19 protein-coding genes and 1 tRNA gene are annotated in these 18,146 nt (G+C 61.2%); 3 read left to right on the top strand and 17 right to left on the bottom strand.

Translation table 11 applies throughout. The features are described from left to right. Positions 1-130 precede the first annotated feature (130 nt). On the bottom strand, positions 131-475 hold the full coding sequence (locus ACEN9T_RS16055) for a hypothetical protein (protein ID WP_092969987.1): 345 nt from the start codon (positions 473-475) through the stop codon (positions 131-133). Between the two features lie 220 nt (positions 476-695). Between ACEN9T_RS16055 and ACEN9T_RS16050 the strand changes: the two genes are divergently transcribed. Both ACEN9T_RS16050 and ACEN9T_RS16045 read left to right on the top strand, forming a co-directional pair. Then, positions 696-944 (top strand): hypothetical protein, encoded by a 249-nt coding sequence (locus ACEN9T_RS16050; protein WP_413708246.1) that lies wholly within the window; start codon positions 696-698, stop codon positions 942-944. Continuing rightward, complete coding sequence (locus ACEN9T_RS16045) at positions 941-2,011, top strand: tyrosine-type recombinase/integrase (RefSeq protein WP_413708245.1); 1,071 nt, start codon at positions 941-943, stop codon at positions 2,009-2,011. Before ACEN9T_RS16050 ends, ACEN9T_RS16045 begins: the two co-directional genes overlap by 4 nt. A 258-nt stretch (positions 2,012-2,269) precedes the next feature. Here the strand turns inward: ACEN9T_RS16045 and ACEN9T_RS16040 are convergent, their stop codons facing one another. The 15 genes from ACEN9T_RS16040 to ACEN9T_RS15970 all read right to left on the bottom strand — a co-directional run bounded on the left by ACEN9T_RS16040 (position 2,270) and on the right by ACEN9T_RS15970 (position 16,471). Continuing rightward, positions 2,270-2,701: a MerR family transcriptional regulator gene (locus tag ACEN9T_RS16040; protein ID WP_413708244.1), complete on the bottom strand. Its 432-nt coding sequence runs from the start codon at positions 2,699-2,701 to the stop codon at positions 2,270-2,272. Positions 2,702-2,772: 71 nt separating this feature from the next. After that, complete coding sequence (locus tag ACEN9T_RS16035) at positions 2,773-3,189, bottom strand: integration host factor subunit alpha (protein WP_092969979.1); 417 nt, start codon at positions 3,187-3,189, stop codon at positions 2,773-2,775. Between the two features lie 78 nt (positions 3,190-3,267). Then, positions 3,268-5,697, bottom strand: a complete 2,430-nt coding sequence (gene pheT / locus ACEN9T_RS16030; protein WP_413708243.1) for a phenylalanine--tRNA ligase subunit beta — start codon at positions 5,695-5,697, stop codon at positions 3,268-3,270. A gap of 63 nt (positions 5,698-5,760) precedes the next feature. Next, positions 5,761-6,795, bottom strand: a complete 1,035-nt coding sequence (gene pheS, locus ACEN9T_RS16025) for a phenylalanine--tRNA ligase subunit alpha (RefSeq protein ID WP_413708242.1) — start codon at positions 6,793-6,795, stop codon at positions 5,761-5,763. A 142-nt stretch (positions 6,796-6,937) separates the two neighbouring features. Next, positions 6,938-7,294, bottom strand: coding sequence for a 50S ribosomal protein L20 (rplT, locus tag ACEN9T_RS16020; protein ID WP_012762124.1), 357 nt, complete (start codon positions 7,292-7,294; stop codon positions 6,938-6,940). A 28-nt stretch (positions 7,295-7,322) separates the two neighbouring features. Beyond that, on the bottom strand, positions 7,323-7,520 hold the full coding sequence (gene rpmI, locus ACEN9T_RS16015) for a 50S ribosomal protein L35 (RefSeq protein WP_004636003.1): 198 nt from the start codon (positions 7,518-7,520) through the stop codon (positions 7,323-7,325). A 167-nt stretch (positions 7,521-7,687) separates the two neighbouring features. After that, positions 7,688-8,212 (bottom strand): translation initiation factor IF-3, encoded by a 525-nt coding sequence (infC, locus tag ACEN9T_RS16010; RefSeq protein ID WP_369812430.1) that lies wholly within the window; start codon positions 8,210-8,212, stop codon positions 7,688-7,690. Positions 8,213-8,254: 42 nt separating this feature from the next. Continuing rightward, positions 8,255-10,162 (bottom strand): threonine--tRNA ligase, encoded by a 1,908-nt coding sequence (thrS, locus tag ACEN9T_RS16005; protein ID WP_413708241.1) that lies wholly within the window; start codon positions 10,160-10,162, stop codon positions 8,255-8,257. Positions 10,163-10,544: 382 nt separating this feature from the next. Continuing rightward, positions 10,545-10,621 (bottom strand) — tRNA-Val (locus ACEN9T_RS16000). A gap of 22 nt (positions 10,622-10,643) precedes the next feature. Then, positions 10,644-12,869, bottom strand: coding sequence for a RelA/SpoT family protein (locus tag ACEN9T_RS15995; RefSeq protein WP_413708240.1), 2,226 nt, complete (start codon positions 12,867-12,869; stop codon positions 10,644-10,646). A 39-nt stretch (positions 12,870-12,908) separates the two neighbouring features. Then, positions 12,909-13,277, bottom strand: coding sequence for a RidA family protein (locus tag ACEN9T_RS15990; protein ID WP_413708239.1), 369 nt, complete (start codon positions 13,275-13,277; stop codon positions 12,909-12,911). A 29-nt stretch (positions 13,278-13,306) separates the two neighbouring features. Beyond that, on the bottom strand, positions 13,307-14,176 hold the full coding sequence (locus ACEN9T_RS15985) for an alpha/beta fold hydrolase (RefSeq protein WP_092969969.1): 870 nt from the start codon (positions 14,174-14,176) through the stop codon (positions 13,307-13,309). Positions 14,177-14,321: 145 nt separating this feature from the next. Continuing rightward, the gene (locus ACEN9T_RS15980) at positions 14,322-15,101 is read right to left on the bottom strand and encodes a 3-hydroxybutyrate dehydrogenase (protein WP_413708238.1); all 780 of its coding nucleotides are present in this window, start codon (positions 15,099-15,101) and stop codon (positions 14,322-14,324) included. 22 nt (positions 15,102-15,123) lie between these two features. Then, complete coding sequence (locus tag ACEN9T_RS15975; RefSeq protein WP_024975498.1) at positions 15,124-15,759, bottom strand: 3-oxoacid CoA-transferase subunit B; 636 nt, start codon at positions 15,757-15,759, stop codon at positions 15,124-15,126. Between the two features lie 10 nt (positions 15,760-15,769). After that, positions 15,770-16,471, bottom strand: coding sequence for a CoA transferase subunit A (locus ACEN9T_RS15970; RefSeq protein WP_092969965.1), 702 nt, complete (start codon positions 16,469-16,471; stop codon positions 15,770-15,772). A 153-nt stretch (positions 16,472-16,624) separates the two neighbouring features. Here ACEN9T_RS15970 and ACEN9T_RS15965 point away from each other — a divergent pair, with 153 nt between their 5' ends. Then, positions 16,625-17,170 carry a LuxR C-terminal-related transcriptional regulator gene (locus tag ACEN9T_RS15965; protein WP_004636022.1) on the top strand — a complete coding sequence of 182 codons (546 nt, stop codon included), beginning with the start codon at positions 16,625-16,627 and terminating at the stop codon, positions 17,168-17,170. A gap of 11 nt (positions 17,171-17,181) precedes the next feature. Here ACEN9T_RS15965 and ACEN9T_RS15960 read toward each other — a convergent pair whose 3' ends face one another. Further along, entirely contained in the window at positions 17,182-17,967 is a 786-nt protein-coding gene (locus tag ACEN9T_RS15960; protein WP_045203199.1) for an SDR family oxidoreductase, read from the bottom strand. Positions 17,968-18,146 lie beyond the last annotated feature (179 nt).

The following is an 18,146-nucleotide window of genomic DNA, read 5'->3' as shown; positions in this document are numbered from 1 at the left end:
CATTGCCACCCTGAAGAATGCGGGACTGGCAAGTGACAATATGCGCGCTGCGGCAACGGACACTGCGAGCTACCGCTGTGCAACAGTGGCGGCAATGGAAGGAGCTATGGTTCCTCGCTGTCTTGTCGCTTTACTCCGGACCTCTCAGCCATTCGTCGAGCACCTCACTGTCGAGGTGAATACGAATCTGCGGATCGCTGGCCTCACCCAAGTCCACACCGCCCGCGAAGACCCGATTGATAACGTCGATCGAGCGTTGCCCGATTGCGTTTCGGGTCGCCGCGTCACCGCCATCCAGTGCCTCACGTACGTCACGCTCAAGAACCACGAGAAACTCGCGACTCGTACGATGCGGCCGCTCTGCGGTGGGCATTGGCTTGGTGAACAGGCCATTCCCGTTCTGCGTAACAGTCATCTCGAAGTCTCGGAAGACCTGCCCGGGATATGCGCGCATCCATTGCGTGAGATCGAACATCGCTCGCCTCCGAAAGATTGCGGGAATGCTAGCACGCAAGCCGCTACAAAATTGCTGAGGCTAGAGATACATCCCGCAAGCGCCCATGGCGCCAACGCAGACGATGACGATAGTTGCCGCCCACCAGCGCAGCGACTCACGATAGAGGTTTGATCGATACATCGCGCCATCGTAGGTGGCGCATGCCCGCTAGAGTGCGGGCGCAACAGGATTTGACATCATGAACCAACGACTGATGACCGAAGCCGACCTGTACCGAGTGACCAAACTGAAGCAGAACGCGGCGCGCGTGCGCTGGTTCTTGATGAACTTCGGTGTAAGGCCCGTGCAGAGCGCGGATGGCAGCCTGACCCTGACGTGGGGAGCCTACGAGATCATGCAGGCCCGGCGCGCCGGCGGCATGACGCCATCGAATGACGCGCACGCGGCGGCTCGGCCCAAGCTCGTGCGCGTCGGTAGAGCAGCATGAACGCACGCCGTCGCACGAAGCCAGACGGGCTGCCGAGCCGCGTCTACAAGCGCAACGGTAGCTTCCACTGGGTCCGGCCCAACGATCAGAAGTGGATCAAGCTGTGTCGCATCGATGACGGTGAAACGCGCATGTACGAGCGTCTGGCGGACGAGAAGCGCAAGGTGTCGATCGATGTTGGCGAGCGCACCATGCCGCGCCTCGTGCGTATCTACATGGACCAGCACGTGGCCGGCTACGCGACATCGTATCGGGCCGAGTGGGAACGCCGCGGCGAGGTGGTACGCAAGGCTTTTGCGAACTTCGACATCGAGCTGGTGGACGTCGAGGCCTGCGAAGAATTTCTGACCAGCAACTGGGGCAACAAGCTCAACACCCAGAGGGCCATGAAGGCGTGGCTTCAGTCGTTCTTTTCCTGGGCGGTGCGCAAGAGGCACATCCAGATCAACCCGGTCCGGGAGATCAAGGTGAAAAAGCCGAAGGTGCGCAAGGTCTACATCCGGCCTGAGCACTTCGTTGCCATCCGCGACGCGCTTACCGTGGCCGCCGACGGTAAGAAGACGCCGACTGGCCCCATGATGCAGGTGTTCGTCGATCTGTGTTACCTGACGTGCCAGCGCTCGACCGAGATCCGCAACCTCCGCTGGGCAGACATCGACGCCAAGCGAAAGCTGATCCGGTTCGTGCCCACCAAGACGGAAGACAGCAGCGGCGAGGCCGTGGACTGGCCGCTCACGCCCGAGATTGAGGAAGTGCTGAAGCGCGCCAAGAAGATCGAGCCCATCGGCGGCGACTATGTGGTGCGGGACAAGAACGGCAAGCCAAAGACGGCGGCAGCCTGCCGCGATGCGTGGAACGACGCCAAGGCACGCGCCGGCCTGACCGACACGGGCTACACGATCAAGGACATTCGCGCCCAGGCGCTGACCGATGCCAAGCGCGCCGGGTACGACATCGACGAGCTGCAGATCGCGGGCGCGCACACTGATCGGGCAACAACCGAGGGCTACATCAAGCAGCGCGACGTGCCGGTTTCAAACGTTCGTCTCACGCTTCCGGCGGCTTGAAATTCTGTCAAATATGAGCCACCCGACGTGCCGGAAAGCCGCATGGCCACGTGCTTAAGAAATAAGCACAATATTGGACAGTTTTCTTAGAAACCGTTGACCGGCGCGGTTTTGCGACTGATTGCGCACCTACATGGGGTGCAGGTGGTCGGAGGTTCAAATCCTCTCGCCCCGACCAAAACAAAAGCCCGCGTAACGGATCACGTTACGCGGGCTTTTTCGTTTCTATCTGAGCGCTTCTTGTCTGCAATATGGGCTTTATGGCTTGTCGATACGCAGCACTTCCAGCACGGCCGACAGCTCACGCCGCAAGTCCTGAACATCCACCGACGCGCTCGCAGCGACGGACATCGGCGCCGCAACCTCCATTTCCAATTCTTCGGCCTCGACCGGCGACGCTGCGGCCACGCCATGCCGCAACTCGTCCAGCCGGTTCCGCGCGCCATTGATCGTGAAGCCCTGCTCATACAGCAGCTCGCGAATACGCCGGATCAGCAGCACTTCATGATGCTGGTAGTAACGCCGATTGCCGCGTCGCTTGACGGGCTTGAGCTGTGTGAACTCCTGCTCCCAATAGCGCAGCACGTGCGGCTTGACTGCGCACAGGTCGCTCACTTCGCCAATGGTGAAGTAGCGTTTGGCAGGAATCGGCGGCAGGTTGACCCGCTCCGTGTGTTTATCGGCGGCCATACAGGGCTGAACTACAGGGCTGGCGAAAGAAACGGATTGAACGGACAGCTGAACGAGATCACGCAGCAGAGTTACGCGACGTCGACAGGCAGCGGCTCGACGCGCTCTTCAACGAGCGCCTTGAGCTTCTGGCTCGCATGGAACGTAACGACGCGACGCGCGGTAATGGGGATGATCTCCCCCGTCTTTGGGTTTCGGCCCGGGCGCTGCGGCTTGTCGCGCAACTGGAAGTTACCGAAGCCGGACAGCTTGACGCTATCACCCTGTTCGAGCGCCTCGCGAATCACGTCGAAAAATGCCTCGACCATGTCCTTCGACTCACGCTTGTTCAAGCCGACCTGCTCGAACAGCATCTCGGCAAGCTCGGCCTTGGTAAGCGTCGGCACGTCCTGACCGCGCGCATCACGTGCGTCGGCCAATGCTGCCGAAGAAGAACCGAGCGAGTCGCCCAAGGATGCCGCCAACGCTGGCGCGTGTTGATCGTTCATAGGATTCGCTTAGCGTATTCGATCCGAATGCGGAGGTTCGTTCGAGCTGTCTCTAGCGCAGTGCGGACGTCTGAGACGTCAAGCGCGCAGGCGCGCGCCAAATGCATCGCCGGCCGCTCGAATCAGTTGCTGTGTGGCGGCCTCGACAATGTCGTCCTGAAGGGTGCTGTCAGTATCTTGCAACGTAATTCTGAAGGCAAGGCTTTTCTCCTGCGCCCCAATGGCAGCCGTGGCGGCCTTGGGACGGAACTCATCGAACAGCACAACGCCCTGCAGATAACGCTGCCAAGGGGTGCCGACAGCCGTTTTCTCGAACGTGTCGACCAGATCCTGCACCGCCACATCCTGGCGCACAACCAGCGCGATGTCGCGCGTCACGGCCGGCACACGTGGCACTTCACGATACTTCGGCAAGCCTACTGCGGTAATGGCGTCTAGCTCGACTTCCCACGCCACCGGTGCAGTCGCCAGATCGTACTTCTGCAGCCAACGCGGATGCAGTTCACCGATCCAGCCGATGGCGCGGCCATTCAGCACCACGCGCGCGGAGCGCCCCGGATGCAGCGCGGGATGTTCGGCGCGCTCGAAACGCGCCTGCAGCGGCCACAGCAGCGACTCGACATCGCCCTTCACATCGAAGAAATCGATCGGACGGGTCTGCACGCCCCACTGCTCTTCCTTCGACGGACCATATGCAATGCCGCCCGCCATCATCGGTTGCGCGTAGCCGGCGATCGACAGGCCACCGTCGGCGACGCTCGCATCGCGGTGGAACACACGTCCCACCTCGAACATACGCACGCGCGAAGCCTTGCGATTCAGGTTGTAGCGCACCTTGTCCAGCAAACCGCCGATGAGCGTGCTGCGCATCACCGAGTACTGGCTGGCAATCGGATTCAGCAGCGGAATCGGGTTGGTGTTGCCAGCAAAGTCGGCTTCCCATTCGGTCTCGACAAAGGCGAAGTTGACGACCTCGTGGTAATCGCGCGCGGCAACGGCGTGACGCACGTCGTGCATCGTGCGGCGTGCCTCGTCGGTCGGGCGCATCGCGCTCTCGGCCACCGGCGGCTTGGCGGGAATCTGCTCGAAACCGTAGATGCGGGCGACTTCTTCGATCAGGTCTTCCTCGATTTCGAGATCGAAGCGATACGACGGCGGTTCGACGATAAACACGTCGCCGTCCACGCTGAACGTGAGGCCGAGGCGCTTGAACACGTCCGCCACAACGTCGTGCGACAGCGGAATACCGAGCACACGTGCAGCACGTGCGACACGCATGCGCACCGGTTCGCGCTTGGGCAAGTTGACAATCTGATCGTCGATCGGGCCAGCCTGGCCGCCGCAGATTTCGAGGATCAGCGCGCTGATGCGCTCGATGTGTTCAACGGTCGTCGCATAGTCAACGCCGCGCTCGAAGCGATGGCCGGCATCGGTCGAGAAGTTGTAGCGGCGTGCACGGCCCTGGATGGCTTCCGGCCACCAGAATGCGGCCTCGACGTAGATGTTCTGCGTATCGAGCGTGACGGCCGTCTTGTCACCGCCCATGATGCCGGCAAGGCTTTCGATGGCCTGCTCGTCCGATATCACGCCGACCTTCTCGTCGACGGTGATGGTGTCGCCATTGAGCAGCTTCAGCGCTTCGCCGGCCTTGCCCCAACGCACCGTCAGGCCACCGTGGATCTTGTCCAGATCAAATACGTGCGACGGGCGGCCCAGCTCCAGCATCACGTAATTCGAAATATCGACCAGCGCCGACACGCTGCGCATGCCCGCGCGCTCGATGCGCGAGACCATCCAGGCCGGTGTCTTCGCATGCGCATTTACGCCGCGGATAATGCGACCAGAAAAGCGACCGCACAGGTCCGGCGCCTCAACCTTGACGGGCAGCTTGTCAGCCAGCGCTACCGCAACGGGTGCCATCGACGGCATGGTGATCGGTGCGCCCGTCAGAGCGGAAACTTCACGTGCCACGCCGTGGATCGACAGGCAGTCCGCCTTGTTGGGCGTGAGTTTAATGATGAAGATCTGGTCGTCCAGATCGAGTACCTTGCGGATGTCTTCGCCCACCGGCGTGTCTTCCGGCAGCATCAGGAGGCCGCCGTGGTCTTCCGACAGCTTCAGCTCGCGCGCCGAACACAGCATGCCGTAGCTCTCCACGCCACGCAGCTTGCCGATCTTGATCTTGAACGGCTTGCCATCTTCGCCTGGCGGCAGCTCGGCGCCGACCATCGCGCACGGCACCTTGATGCCTACCGACACATTCGGCGCGCCGCAGACGATCTGCAGCAGCTCGCCCGTACCCGCATCGACCTTACACACGTTGAGGCGATCGGCGTCCGGGTGCTTGTTCACCTCGACCACATGGCCGACAACGATCTGCGAGAACGGCGGCGCAACGGGGTCGACCTCTTCCACCTCGAGGCCAGCCATCGTCAGACGATGGGAGAGTTCATCCGTGGTGATCGACGGATTGACGAAACTGCGAAGCCAGGATTCCGGAAATTGCATGGCGCGACAGGAAAGAGAATTCGATTAACGGGGCGATAAAGTACCAGTGCGAGCGCTCGGCGCTTACGCGAACTGGCGCAGGAAACGCACATCGCCCTCGAAGAACAGGCGCAGATCGTCGATGCCATAACGCAGCATCGTCAGGCGCTCCAGGCCGGAGCCGAACGCAAAGCCGATGTAGCGCTCAGGGTCCAGGCCCATGTTGCGAACCACGGTCGGGTGCACCTGGCCGGAACCGGAGATCTCCAGCCATTTACCGTTGCCGAATGCCATGTCGATCTCGGCCGACGGCTCGGTGAACGGGAAATACGACGGGCGGAAACGCACCTGGATGTCGTCGCGCTCGAAGAAATTGCGCAGGAAATCGGTATAGACGCCCTTCAGGTCGGCAAAGCTGATGTTGTCTGCAATCCAGAGGCCTTCGACCTGATGGAACATCGGCGAGTGCGTGGCATCGCTGTCAACGCGGTACGTGCGCCCCGGAGCGATGACCTTGATCGGCGGAATGCGGTCGAGATGCTTGTACTTCTCGACGTGCATGCGGGCATAGCGCACCTGCATCGGGCTGGTGTGCGTGCGCAGCAGCAGAAGCTTGTCTTCGCTATCGCGACCGTCGATGTAGAACGTGTCCTGCATCGAGCGCGCCGGATGGTTGTCCGGATTGTTCAGCGCCGTGAAGTTCATCCAATCCGATTCGATTTCGGGGCCGTCAGCCACATCGAAACCGATCGAACCGAAAATCTTGGCGACCCGCTCCCAGGTATTCATCACCGGGTGCAGACTACCCTCGGCCACATCGCGGCCTGGCAGCGTTACGTCGATCGCCTCGGCTGCAAGGCGGGCGTTCATCAGCGCATCAGCCAGCGCCTGGCGGCGGGCGTTCAGCGCCTCCTCAACACGGCTCTTGGCTTGGTTGATGCGCGCGCCTTCGGACTTGCGCGTCTCCGGATCGAGCTTGCCCAAGCCTTTGAGCAAGTCGGTCAGCACGCCGGACTTGCCGAGAAAGCGCGCCTTCTCGTTTTCCAGCGAGGCGTTGTCCTCCACGGAGGCAAACGCGTTTTGGGCATCGACGACGACTTGATCCAGATCCAGTGACATGGGAAGGCGAGCGAAAAAATTCGGGGTGATTCGGGTCCGCGAAATGCGCGGAATAAAAAACGGGGCTCGGTGAGAGCCCCGTCAGGGTGATCAGCCGGCAAACTTACTGGGCAATTCCAGCGGCCTGCCCGGCCAATCCAATTCAGGCGACGTTGGCTTTCACCTGGTTCACGATGGCAGCAAAAGCCACCTTGTCGTGAATGGCCATGTCCGACAGCACCTTGCGGTCCAGCTCGATGGACGCCTTCTTCAGGCCGTTCATGAACTTGCTGTAGGTCAGACCATGCTCGCGTGCGCCAGCGTTGATACGTGCAATCCAGAGAGCGCGGAACACGCGCTTCTTGTTGCGACGATCGCGGTAAGCGTACTGGCCAGCACGCATGACCGCCTGCTTGGCGATGCGATAGACGTTATTGCGGCGGCCGCGGTAACCCTTGGCTGCGCTGATAACCTTCTTATGACGGGCCCGCGCTGTGACCCCACGTTTTACTCGAGGCATGAAATGCTCCTTTCGTAGTTAGTTAGGGTTAGGCGTACGGCATCATTGCGCGAACGGACTTCAGGTTCGTCTCATGGACGCCCTCGGTACCGCGCAGGTGACGCTTGTTCTTGGTGGTCTTCTTGGTCAGGATGTGACGCTTGAAGGCTTGGCCACGTTTGATCGTGCCACCAGGACGGGCAGTAAAGCGCTTGGAGGCGCTTTTCTTCGTCTTCATCTTCGGCATGGAACAACTCCGTTTTTGACATGAAGCCAGGTGGACGGCTGGCGCCGACACTTGCAAGACCCGGGCTCACTTGTTGTATCGCGGCAGGCTTTGACACCTGCCGCGTCTTCCGACGTTTCCGTCTGGAACCTGCTCAGCGCGGTCGGAATCGCCCGACCGCCACTGCATTACTTTTTCTTCTTGGGCGCCAACATCATCACTGCCTGGCGACCTTCCATCTTCGGCATCTGCTCAACCTGACCGAATTCCTCCAGGTCAGACTTGATACGCTCCAGCACACGCATGCCGAGTTCCTGGTGAGCCATTTCGCGGCCGCGGAAGCGCAAGGTAACCTTTACCCGGTCGCCATCCTCAAGGAAGCGCGTTGCGTTGCGCAGCTTGACGCCGTAGTCGTTGTCGTCGGTACCAGGGCGGAATTTGACTTCCTTCACCTGGATGACCTTCTGCTTCAGCTTGGCCTCGTGAGCCTTCTTCTGCTCCGAATACCTAAACTTGCCATAGTCCATCAGGCGGCAGACTGGCGGCGTTGCAGTCGGCGCGATCTCGACCAAGTCGACGTCCTTCTCTTCTGCCAGACGCAGCGCGTCGAACAGTTTGACGATGCCGAGCGCCTCATTATCAACCCCGGTTAGCCGGACTTCCGGCGCGGTGATCTCGCGGTTGAGGCGGTGAGAAGATTTGTCAGTAGCGATGTTGATGTCCTCGAAGAATCAAAAAAACAGGCCGTGCCCAGCTCATGACTTGTTGGCGAGATCGTTCTGCAGTCGCTCAACGAACGCCGACACCGGCATGGAGCCTAGATCGACGTTGCCACGGGCACGCACGGCCACCTGATTTTCATCCCGCTCTTTGTCGCCAACCACAACCTGGTATGGGACCTTCTGCACGGAATGCTCGCGGATTTTATACCCAATCTTCTCATTCCGCAAATCGACGATCGCCCTAAATCCTTGTTTTTGCAGGGATTGCGCAACGGATTGTGCGTATTCGGCGTGCGCATCGGTGATGCTGAGCACCGCAACCTGCACTGGTGAAAGCCACGTCGGCAGCGCTCCGGCATATTGCTCGATCAAGATACCGATAAAGCGCTCTAGGCTGCCGACAATGGCCCGGTGCAGCATGATGGGGCGATGGCGCGCACCATCTTCGCCAACAAACTCGGCATCCAAGCGTTCAGGCAGGTTCGGGTCGACCTGAATCGTGCCGCATTGCCATTGACGGCCAAGCGCATCCTTAAGCACATATTCGATCTTCGGACCGTAGAACGCACCCTCGCCTGGCAGATACTCGAACTCGCAACCCGAGGCACGCAAACCTTCGGCCAATGCGGCTTCGGCGCGATCCCAGCTTTCTTCGGTGCCGATGCGCTTGTCCGGCCGCGTCGATAGCTTGTAAAGAATCTCGGTAAAGCCGAAATCTTTGTAGACCTTCTGCAGCAGCGTCGTAAATGCGGTCACCTCGGCCTGGATCATGTCTTCCGTACAGAAGATGTGACCATCGTCCTGCGTGAAGCCGCGTACGCGCATGATGCCGTGCAGGCCACCCGAAGGCTCGTTGCGGTGGCAGGCACCGAATTCGCCGAAGCGCAGCGGCAGATCGCGATAGCTCTTGATCCCCTGTTTGTAGATGAGGATGTGGCCCGGGCAGTTCATCGGCTTGAGCGCGTATTCGCGCTTCTCCGATTCCGTGATGAACATGTTCTCGCGGTACTTGTCCCAGTGGCCGGTCTTCTCCCACAACGACTTGTCGAGAATCTGCGGCCCCTTTACTTCCTGGTAGCCGTTCTCGCGGTACACGCGGCGCATGTACTGCTCGATCTCCTGCCACAGCGTCCAGCCCTTCGGGTGCCAGAACACCGTGCCAGGCGAGTACTCGTCGATATGGAAGAGGTCCAGTTCGCGGCCGAGCTTGCGGTGGTCGCGCTTTTCGGCCTCCTCCAGCATGTGCAGGTAGGCTTCCTGGTCCTCCTTCTTGGCCCAGGCCGTGCCATAGATGCGCTGGAGCATCTCGTTGTTGTGGTCGCCGCGCCAGTAGGCACCAGCCACCTTCATCAGCTTGAAGACCTTGAGTTTGCCCGTGGACGGCACGTGCGGGCCGCGGCAGAGATCAACGAAATTGCCTTCGCGGTACAGACCAATTTCCTGATCCTCAGGAATGGAGGCAATGATCTCGGCCTTGTACTTTTCGCCCATGCCCTGGAACAGCTTGACCGCCTCGTCGCGGCTCAGCACTTCACGCGTAACCGTCTCGTCTTTCTTGGCAAGTTCACCCATCTTCTTTTCGATGGCGACGAGATCTTCGGGCGTGAAGGGACGCTTGTAGGCGAAGTCGTAGTAGAAGCCGTTCTCGATGACCGGACCGATGGTGACCTGCGCGTCCGGATACAACTCCTTGACTGCGTAAGCCAGCAAGTGGGCCGTAGAGTGACGGATCACGTCGACGCCGTCGGCGTCCTTGTCTGTGATGATGGCGAGCTTCGCATCGCGGTCAATCGTGTAGCTCGTGTCGACCATCTGGCCGTCCACGCGGCCAGCCAGCGCGGCCTTGGCCAGCCCAGCTCCGATGCTCTGTGCCACTTCGGCCACCGTCACCGGGCCGGGAAACTCACGCCGGGAACCATCCGGCAACGTGATTGCGATCATGCTTGCTCCTGTGGAGTCACCGTTGCGCATTTCAGGTTTCAGAGATGCACAGCGGTCGTTATTCTGTCGTGCGCCACGCCAAATCAGCGCAGCAGGTTGTCGAATCGAATGCTTCGAAGCGCTTTCAGCTTGATCGCCACGCGTGACACGAAACTGCGGACGAAAAAAAACGCGGCCAAGGCCGCGTTTTCATTTGCGCTATCCACCGCTTGGGCAGACCGCAAAGGGCGAAAAACGCACCTTGACTACTGTCGCTCCGAAGCGGTTGTAGTTCGCGGTGCCTGAATCATATTTCGCCTTGTGTTCAGTTGTACGGGACAAGCCCGGGAATTGCGAGGATGACGGCTTGGACACCCTACCCGACGCGTCCTGCTAAATGCGTTGGTAGGCTCGATTGGACTCGAACCAACGACCCCCACCATGTCAAGGTGGTGCTCTAACCAGCTGAGCTACGAGCCTGCCGAAGGACGAAACTATACCGTCACTTCCTTCGGGCTGTCAATACCCCCTGCACTTCTTCGATCAACGTCAGCGCGCGCTGCAGTTGTGTCGCCTCTGACACTTCCGCGGTGAACTGCATTTTTGCGACGCCCTTGCTCGACAGCGTGCGCACCCCGGTCACGTTGATCTTCTCGCGCGAGAGGATTTCCGATATGTCGCGCAACAAGCCCTGCCGGTCCAGTGCCTCGACCTGGATGTCGATCGGGTAGACCGAATCGCTGCGTTGGCCCCATTCCGTCTGGATCACGCGGCCGGGCGCGCGCGCGGCAAGCTGCTGGAACGTCGCACAGCTCTGCCGGTGAATCGATACGCCACGCCCGCGCGTGACAAAGCCCACGATCGGGTCGGGCGGCGCAGGCTTGCAGCAACGCGACATCTGCGTGAGGAGCGAATCGACGCCCACCACCAATACGCCGCTCTTGGCGCCGCGAGCCACGCTGGTGGCGCGGCTCTTCTTGGTAATGGCCGCTTCGTCGTCGACGGGGGCGGGGGGCGGCGCCCCATCCGAGCGCAAAACAGCCTCGATGCGACGCAGGCTCAGCTCGTCCTTGGCGACCACAGCATAGAGATCGTCCGGCGTCTTGTAGCCGAGCTTGGCGGCCAGCTCTTCCAGGTTGACGGCGGTCTTGCCTTCGCGCTGCAGCGTCTTGTCGATGAGCGCACGGCCCTGCGCAAGCGTCTCTTCCAGCTCCATCGCGTTGAACCACGCGCGCACTTTCGTGCGGGCACGCGGGCTGACGAGATAGTGCAGCTCGGTGTTCAGCCAATCGCGCGACGGCCCGCCCTGCTTGACGGTGACGATCTCGACGGTCTGGCCGTTCTTGAGCGGCGTATTCAGCGGCACCATCGTGCCGTCGACGCGCGCGCCGCGGCAGCGGTGGCCGAGATCACTGTGCAGGTAGTAGGCGAAGTCGACCGGCGTTGCACCTTGCGGCAACGCGATCACGCGCGCCTGCGGTGTCAGCACGTAAATGTGATCATCCAGCTCGGTGTGCTTGAGTTGCTCCCACGGGGAATCCTCGTGCGCGACGATGTGCTCGGCGTCGTCCTTCCAGGCGAGCAGCTGGCGAAGCCAGGCGATTTTCTCGTCGTAGCGCTCGCTGGCGGAGAACTGGCCGGCATAGCCCTTGTTGCCCGCCTCCTTGTAGCGCCAGTGCGCGGCCACGCCGTACTCGGCGAAGTGGTGCATCTCCCGCGTACGGATCTGCACCTCCAGCGCGCGGCCGTCGTCTCCGATCACCACCGTATGCAGCGACATGTAGCCGTTGGCCTTCGGACGCGAGATGTAGTCGTCAAACTCCTTCGGGATCGGCTGCCACATGTGGTGCACGAAACCGAGCACCGTATAGCAATCCTTGATGTCGTCGACGATGACGCGGAAGGCTCGCACGTCGTACAGATCGGCAAAGTCGAGTTCCTTGCCGCGCATCTTTTTCCAGATGCTGTAGATGTGCTTGGGCCGGCCGCTTACCTCCGCCTGAATGCCGGCGTCGTGCAACGTCTTTTGCAGTTGCGCGATGGCCTGGCCGATGAACTTCTCGCGCTCGATGCGCTTTTCATCCAGCAGGCGGGCAATGCGCTTGTAAGTGTCGGGATCCTCAAAGCGAAAGCCCAGATCCTCAAGCTCCCACTTGAGCTGCCAGATGCCCAGGCGGTTAGCCAGCGGTGCGTAGATATCCAGCGTTTCGCGCGCCATGCCGTCCGGCGCCGGACGTTTCGTCTGCGCAAGCCAGCGCAGTGATTGCAGCCGCGACGCCAGCCGGATCAGCACCACGCGAATGTCTTGCGCGAACGCGAGCAACATCTTGCGCAATGCCTCGACTTGCGCACGGCGCGCTTCAGCTTCGTTCTTGCGCGTGATGCCAGCATCGGTCGGGCTGGCGAGACCGGCAATCGCGCCAATGCGCAGCAGTTGCCGCACGTCGTGTACGAGCTTGACAACCTCGCCACCGAACGCGGGCTCGAGCGCCTTTTCGTTGTCCATTGCCAGCGTGGGCAACAGAAACAGCGCGGCCGCCTGCAACGACGGCGTATCGACGCGCAGCCCTTCAAGGATGGCGATCGTGCCGCGCGCGTGCGACTCCAGCGGCTCGCCGGTCAGCGTGGCGCTGTCCGCGGCATTGGCCGCAAGATATTCGATCGCACGTGCGACCTGCTCTGCCGCCGATCCGGGCCCCTCGGCCGGCCGTTCGGTCTTGTTCTCCATGATGCGTCCTGCTTGCGTCTGGCCTGTTGCGCGACGGGCTCAGCTTTTCTGTGCGGCCGTCACGACGATTTCGATGCGGTACTTCGGATTGGCCAGCGCAGCCTCAACGGTGGCGCGCGGCGGCGAGTTCTTGGAATCGGCGGCAACCCACTGGTCCCACACCTTATTCATCTCGCCAATCTCGCCGATGTCTTTCAGGAAGATCTGGCACATCAGGATGCGTGTCTTGTCGCTGGCGTTGGCGGCGAGCACGCGGTCGATGATGGCGAGCACTTCTGCGGTCTGCTCGGCAATGCCGGCGTCGAGCGTGGTCTCCGGCACCTGGCCAGCCACATAGACGACGCCGTTGTAGACGGCTGCATCGGAATAGCGATGTTCGACGTTGTAACGCTTCAGTTCAGTGCTCATCTGCAAATCGAATGAGGTCAAGCAACCGGTCATTGACCGAGAAAGAATTTGCGGGCGATCGCCACCTGATCCGGCTGGATGAAGGTCGGCGCATGGCCCACATCGGGAATTTCCACCGTGTTCACATGCTGGCCGCGCTGCATCATGGCTTCGACTGTCTCGCGCGTCAGCAAATCGGAATGCGCGCCGCGCACCACCAGCACCTCGCCGGGAATCGCCTCGAACAGTTTCCACAGCGTGGCTTCGCCAGCGGCGATCATTTCCGGCGTGGTGTTCTTGAATGGCTCGGCCAGGCGCGGATCGTAATGCAGAATCCACTCGCCGCCCTGCGGTTTCAGAATCGCGGCATTCAGTTCACGCCATTGATCCGGCGTGTGGGGGCCGAACGAAGCGCTGATCGTCTTCAGGTACGCCAGCCCTTCATCGAAGGTCTTGAAGCGTACGTTCAGGCCGAGGTAAGCACCGATGCGCGTCAACGACGATTCCGTCACACGCGGGCCCACATCGTTGAGCAGCAGCTTGCGAATCGGCGATTTCGGCAAGCCTGCCAAACCGATGCCGATCAGACCGCCCATCGAGGTCCCGAACCAATCGACGGATTCCGCATTTACGCGCGCGAGCAGCGTGACCATGTCGGACGCGTATTGCGGTAGCACATAGCCCTTCGGATCGGCCAGCCAATCGGAGCGCCCGCGGCCCACCACATCGGGACAGATGACGCGATAGTCATTGCACAGCGCCTGCGCCAGTACGTCGAAATCGCGCCCCGTGCGCGAGAGGCCATGCACGCAAACCAGCACACGCGGATTCTGTGCGTCGCCCCACTCGTGATACGCCATCCGATGCAAGCCGGACGGGCTCAGGCATTGCACGAAGGCAAGGCGCGGCGAAACTGGCATGAACAACTCCTACACGTGAATGACGGAGACAGCGAAGCCTGATTGTACGCGGGCCCGCGAGCATGCGGCGGCGCAGCAGGCATGCGCTGTCCATCAAAAACAAAAAAGCCCCGCCGGAGCGAGGCTTTTTTTGAAACAGATCGGCTTACTGCGCGACCCAGCCACCATCCATGTTCCACGCCACGCCGCGCACCTGCTCGGCCGCATCGCTGCACAGGAAGACCGCCAGCGCGCCGAGCTGATCGGGCGTAACGAACTCGCCCGACGGCTGCTTTTCCATCAGCAGATCCTTCTTGGCCTCGAGCGCGGACAGGCCGTCCTTCTCGGCGCGCGCATCGATCTGCTTCTGCACGAGCGGCGTCAGCACCCAGCCCGGACAGATCGCGTTGGACGTGATGCCCGTCTGTGCCGTCTCCAGCGCCACCGATTTGGTGAACCCGACGATGCCGTGCTTGGCCGCCACATACGCCGATTTCTGCGCCGATGCCACCAACCCATGCGCCGAAGCGATATTGATGATGCGGCCCCAGTTCTTGCGCTTCATGCCCGGCACGGCAAGCCGCGTCGTGTGGAAAGCCGAGGTGAGGTTGATGGCGATGATGGCATCCCAGCGCTCGGTCGGGAAATCCTCCACGTTGGCCACGTACTGGATGCCGGCATTGTTGACGAGGATGTCCACGCCGCCGAATTCTGCATCGGCGTAGGCGAACATCGCTTCGATCTCGGCCGCCTTGCTCATGTCGGCGCCGTGGTATCCGATACGGATGGCGTTCTTGCCTGCCGCCGCGATCTGCGCCTTGGGCGCTTCCACATCGCCAAAGCCGTTCATGATGATGTTGGCGCCCTTCGCGGCCAGCGAACAGGCGATACCCAGACCGATCCCGCTGGTCGAGCCCGTAACGAGGGCAGTTTTTCCTTGCAGCATGCGTGTCTCCGAAGGTCAGCGATTACAGCAGGTTGACGCCAGTCTTGGCTTGGATCTCTTCACGCGAAACGCCCGGCGCGGTTTCAACCAACTTCAGGCCCTGCTCGGTCACGTCGATCACGCCGAGGTCCGTAATGATGCGATCAACCACGCCCACGCCCGTCAGCGGCAGAGTGCACTTGGGCAGCAGCTTCAGGTCTTCGGTGCCGTCCTTCTTCTTGGCGGTGTGCTCCATCAGCACGATCACGCGCTTGACGCCGGCCACGAGGTCCATCGCACCGCCCATACCCTTGACCATCTTGCCGGGGATCATCCAGTTGGCGAGGTCGCCCGTCTCACTCACCTGCATCGCGCCGAGAATCGACAGGTTGATCTTGCCGCCGCGAATCATCGCAAAGCTCTGGTCGCTGCCGAAGATGGCGCTGCCGGGCAGCGTGGTCACGGTCTGCTTGCCCGCGTTGATCAGGTCGGCGTCAACTTCGTCTTCCGTGGGGAACGGGCCGATACCGAGCATGCCATTTTCGCTTTGCAGCCAGACTTCCTTGTCGCCGGTGTGGTTGGCTACCAGCGTCGGGATGCCGATGCCGAGGTTGACGTAGAAACCGTCTTGCAACTCCTGGGCAGCGCGCGCCGCCATTTGGTCTTGTGTCCAGGCCATGTCGGTCTCCTTAGTTGGCTGCTCGGATGGTGCGCTTTTCGATGCGCTTCTCGGGCGTGGCATTAAGCACGATGCGGTGCACGTAAATGCCAGGCAGATGAATGTCGTCCGGTGCCAAATCGCCCACTTCAACAATCTCTTCGACTTCAACGATGCAGATCTTGCCGGCGGTGGCCGCAGCCGGATTGAAGTTGCGTGCGGTCAGGTTGAAACGCAGGTTGCCGGACTTGTCGGCCACCTGCGCCTTCACCAGCGCCACATCGGGCACCAGCGAGCGCTCCATGACGTACGTCTCGCCGTCAAACTCGCGCAGCTCCTTGCCCTCGGCTACCAGCGTACCGACGCCGGTCTTGGTGAAGAATGCCGGGATGCCGGCTCCGCCGGCGCGTAGCTTTTCGGCCAGCGTGCCTTGCGGCGTGAATTCCAGCTCGAGTTCGCCAGCCAGGTACTGGCGCTCAAACTCCTTGTTCTCGCCCACATAGGACGAAATCATTTTCTTGATCTGGCGCGTTTCCAGCAGCAGGCCCAGGCCAAAGCCGTCAACGCCCGCGTTGTTGGAGATGCATGTCAGGCCCTTGACGCCCGAGTCGCGCAGTGCGGCAATCAGCGCTTCCGGAATGCCGCACAGGCCGAAGCCGCCCACGGCAATGGTCTGGCCGTCCTTGACGACGCCCGCGAGCGCCTCGCTCGCGTTGGCGAAGATTTTGTTCATGCGTGCTCCTTCCTTGGTGGTCCAACAAATCCGGCAGGGTTTTGACCGATCACACAGTTGGGGTTTGTGCGATGCAGCGCCGGAAAATAGTAACGATACAATCTGGCGAGAATACGCAAGCGTCGCGCGACGCAGCAATACGTACGAATACATATGCCCGCCCTCGACTACCAAACTGCGTTCCAGCTTGCCCCTGTCGGCATGGTGATGTCCCGCGAGCGGGTGATGCTCGACGTCAACGACGAAGCCGCCCGCATCTTCGGCCACGCGCGCACGACGATGATCGGGCAGTCGTTCGAGCTGCTCTATCCGACGCACGACGAATACGAGCGCACCGGCGCGCGCATCATCCCCGTCATGAACGCACGCGGCAGCTATTCCGACGAACGCATCATGAAGCGCGCCAATGGCGAACTGTTCTGGTGCCACGTCACGGGCCGGGCGCTAGACCGCGCCAAACCGCTGGGCGAAGGCATCTGGACGTTTGAAGATCTGTCAGCACATCGCCCCGTTACCGCAGCGCTCACGCCGCGCGAACGCGACATCGCTGCGCAACTGGTCGAGGGTAAGACCAGCAAGCAAATCGGCAAGCAGTTGGAGATCAGCCCGCGCACGGTGGAAATCTACCGCGCGCGGTTGATGAAGAAGTACGCCGCCAACACCTCGCTCGAACTTGTGCAGCGGCTGATGGGGCACTAAGCCCCAGCGCCTTACACCATGCCGTCGTCGGCGTTGATAACGGCACCGTTGATGAAGTCCGACTGATCCGACGCCAGCAGCAGAATCAGTCCATCCAGGTCTTCCGGCTTGCCCACGCGCTTGCGCGGCAGCATCTGCACCAGCTTCTGGCCGGGCTCGGTTTCCCAATGGTGATGGTTGATCTCGGTATCGATATACCCCGGGCAAATCGCGTTCGTGTTGATGCCGTAACGGCCCCACTCCAGCGCCATGGCCTTGGTCATGTGCACCACGGCCGCCTTGCTCATGCAATACACGCCGATCTGCGACAGCACCTTCAAACCCGCCACGGATGCAATGTTGACGATGCGCGACTGCGGCAGCGGCGAGCCGTTCTTCTCAGCGCCCTTGGCCCGCGCAATCATGCGCTTGGCCGTTTCCTGCGCCACAAAGAAGGCGCCGCGCGTGTTGGTGTCGAATACGAAATCGAAGTCGTCCGGCGTGACGTCCACCATGCGCTGCGTGGTTGAAACGCCCGAATTGTTGACCAGGATGTCGATCGTGCCGGCTTCGGTTTCAGCGTGGGCGATGGCCGATCGGATGCTGTCCGGGTCAGTCACGTCCAGCCGGATGACATGGGCGCTGCCGCCCTTCGATTCGATGTCGGCGCGCAGTTCTTTCAGTCGCTCGACGCGGCGCGAAGCCAGCACGACCTTTGCGCCGGCCGCCGCCAGCGTGTGCGCGAAACGCGCGCCCAGGCCGCTCGACGCGCCCGTGATCAGCGCGACCTTGCCTTCCAGATTGATCGACAGACCCATGATGCGTGTTCCCCGTGTGTTGGTTTGACATGCGCCGGGCTGCGCCGAAGCAACACCGGCATGTGATTTGGGCGCAGCTTAGCAAAAAATCGAACGATCGTTCAGAAATTTCCCTTGCCGCATTCAGGCGTGTCCCGGACAATGCGGAAAATTCTAATGCAGCAATCCGTCATACCAAT

It is taken from the genome of Ralstonia sp. Ralssp110 (assembly GCF_047325135.1).
GTDB classification, from domain to species: domain Bacteria; phylum Pseudomonadota; class Gammaproteobacteria; order Burkholderiales; family Burkholderiaceae; genus Ralstonia; species Ralstonia mojiangensis.
This window is presented reverse-complemented; position numbering and strand designations above follow the sequence as displayed.

Bases quoted from the DNA above. Each gene is read 5' to 3' on its own strand.
- ACEN9T_RS15960 (WP_045203199.1), bottom strand. From the start codon at position 17,967: ATGGGTCTGTCGATCAATCTGGAAGGCAAGGTCGCGCTGATCACGGGC.
- rpmI (WP_004636003.1), bottom strand. From the start codon at position 7,520: ATGCCGAAGATGAAGACGAAGAAAAGCGCCTCCAAGCGCTTTACTGCC.
- ACEN9T_RS16045 (WP_413708245.1), top strand. From the start codon at position 941: ATGAACGCACGCCGTCGCACGAAGCCAGACGGGCTGCCGAGCCGCGTC.
- ACEN9T_RS15975 (WP_024975498.1), bottom strand. From the start codon at position 15,759: ATGGCCTGGACACAAGACCAAATGGCGGCGCGCGCTGCCCAGGAGTTG.
- ACEN9T_RS15965 (WP_004636022.1), top strand. From the start codon at position 16,625: ATGCCCGCCCTCGACTACCAAACTGCGTTCCAGCTTGCCCCTGTCGGC.
- ACEN9T_RS15985 (WP_092969969.1), bottom strand. From the start codon at position 14,176: ATGCCAGTTTCGCCGCGCCTTGCCTTCGTGCAATGCCTGAGCCCGTCC.
- rplT (WP_012762124.1), bottom strand. From the start codon at position 7,294: ATGCCTCGAGTAAAACGTGGGGTCACAGCGCGGGCCCGTCATAAGAAG.
- thrS (WP_413708241.1), bottom strand. From the start codon at position 10,162: ATGATCGCAATCACGTTGCCGGATGGTTCCCGGCGTGAGTTTCCCGGC.
- ACEN9T_RS16035 (WP_092969979.1), bottom strand. From the start codon at position 3,189: ATGAACGATCAACACGCGCCAGCGTTGGCGGCATCCTTGGGCGACTCG.
- ACEN9T_RS15970 (WP_092969965.1), bottom strand. From the start codon at position 16,471: ATGAACAAAATCTTCGCCAACGCGAGCGAGGCGCTCGCGGGCGTCGTC.
- ACEN9T_RS15990 (WP_413708239.1), bottom strand. From the start codon at position 13,277: ATGAGCACTGAACTGAAGCGTTACAACGTCGAACATCGCTATTCCGAT.
- ACEN9T_RS16055 (WP_092969987.1), bottom strand. From the start codon at position 475: ATGTTCGATCTCACGCAATGGATGCGCGCATATCCCGGGCAGGTCTTC.
- ACEN9T_RS16040 (WP_413708244.1), bottom strand. From the start codon at position 2,701: ATGGCCGCCGATAAACACACGGAGCGGGTCAACCTGCCGCCGATTCCT.
- ACEN9T_RS15980 (WP_413708238.1), bottom strand. From the start codon at position 15,101: ATGCTGCAAGGAAAAACTGCCCTCGTTACGGGCTCGACCAGCGGGATC.
- pheT (WP_413708243.1), bottom strand. From the start codon at position 5,697: ATGCAATTTCCGGAATCCTGGCTTCGCAGTTTCGTCAATCCGTCGATC.
- pheS (WP_413708242.1), bottom strand. From the start codon at position 6,795: ATGTCACTGGATCTGGATCAAGTCGTCGTCGATGCCCAAAACGCGTTT.
- ACEN9T_RS16050 (WP_413708246.1), top strand. From the start codon at position 696: ATGAACCAACGACTGATGACCGAAGCCGACCTGTACCGAGTGACCAAA.
- ACEN9T_RS15995 (WP_413708240.1), bottom strand. From the start codon at position 12,869: ATGGAGAACAAGACCGAACGGCCGGCCGAGGGGCCCGGATCGGCGGCA.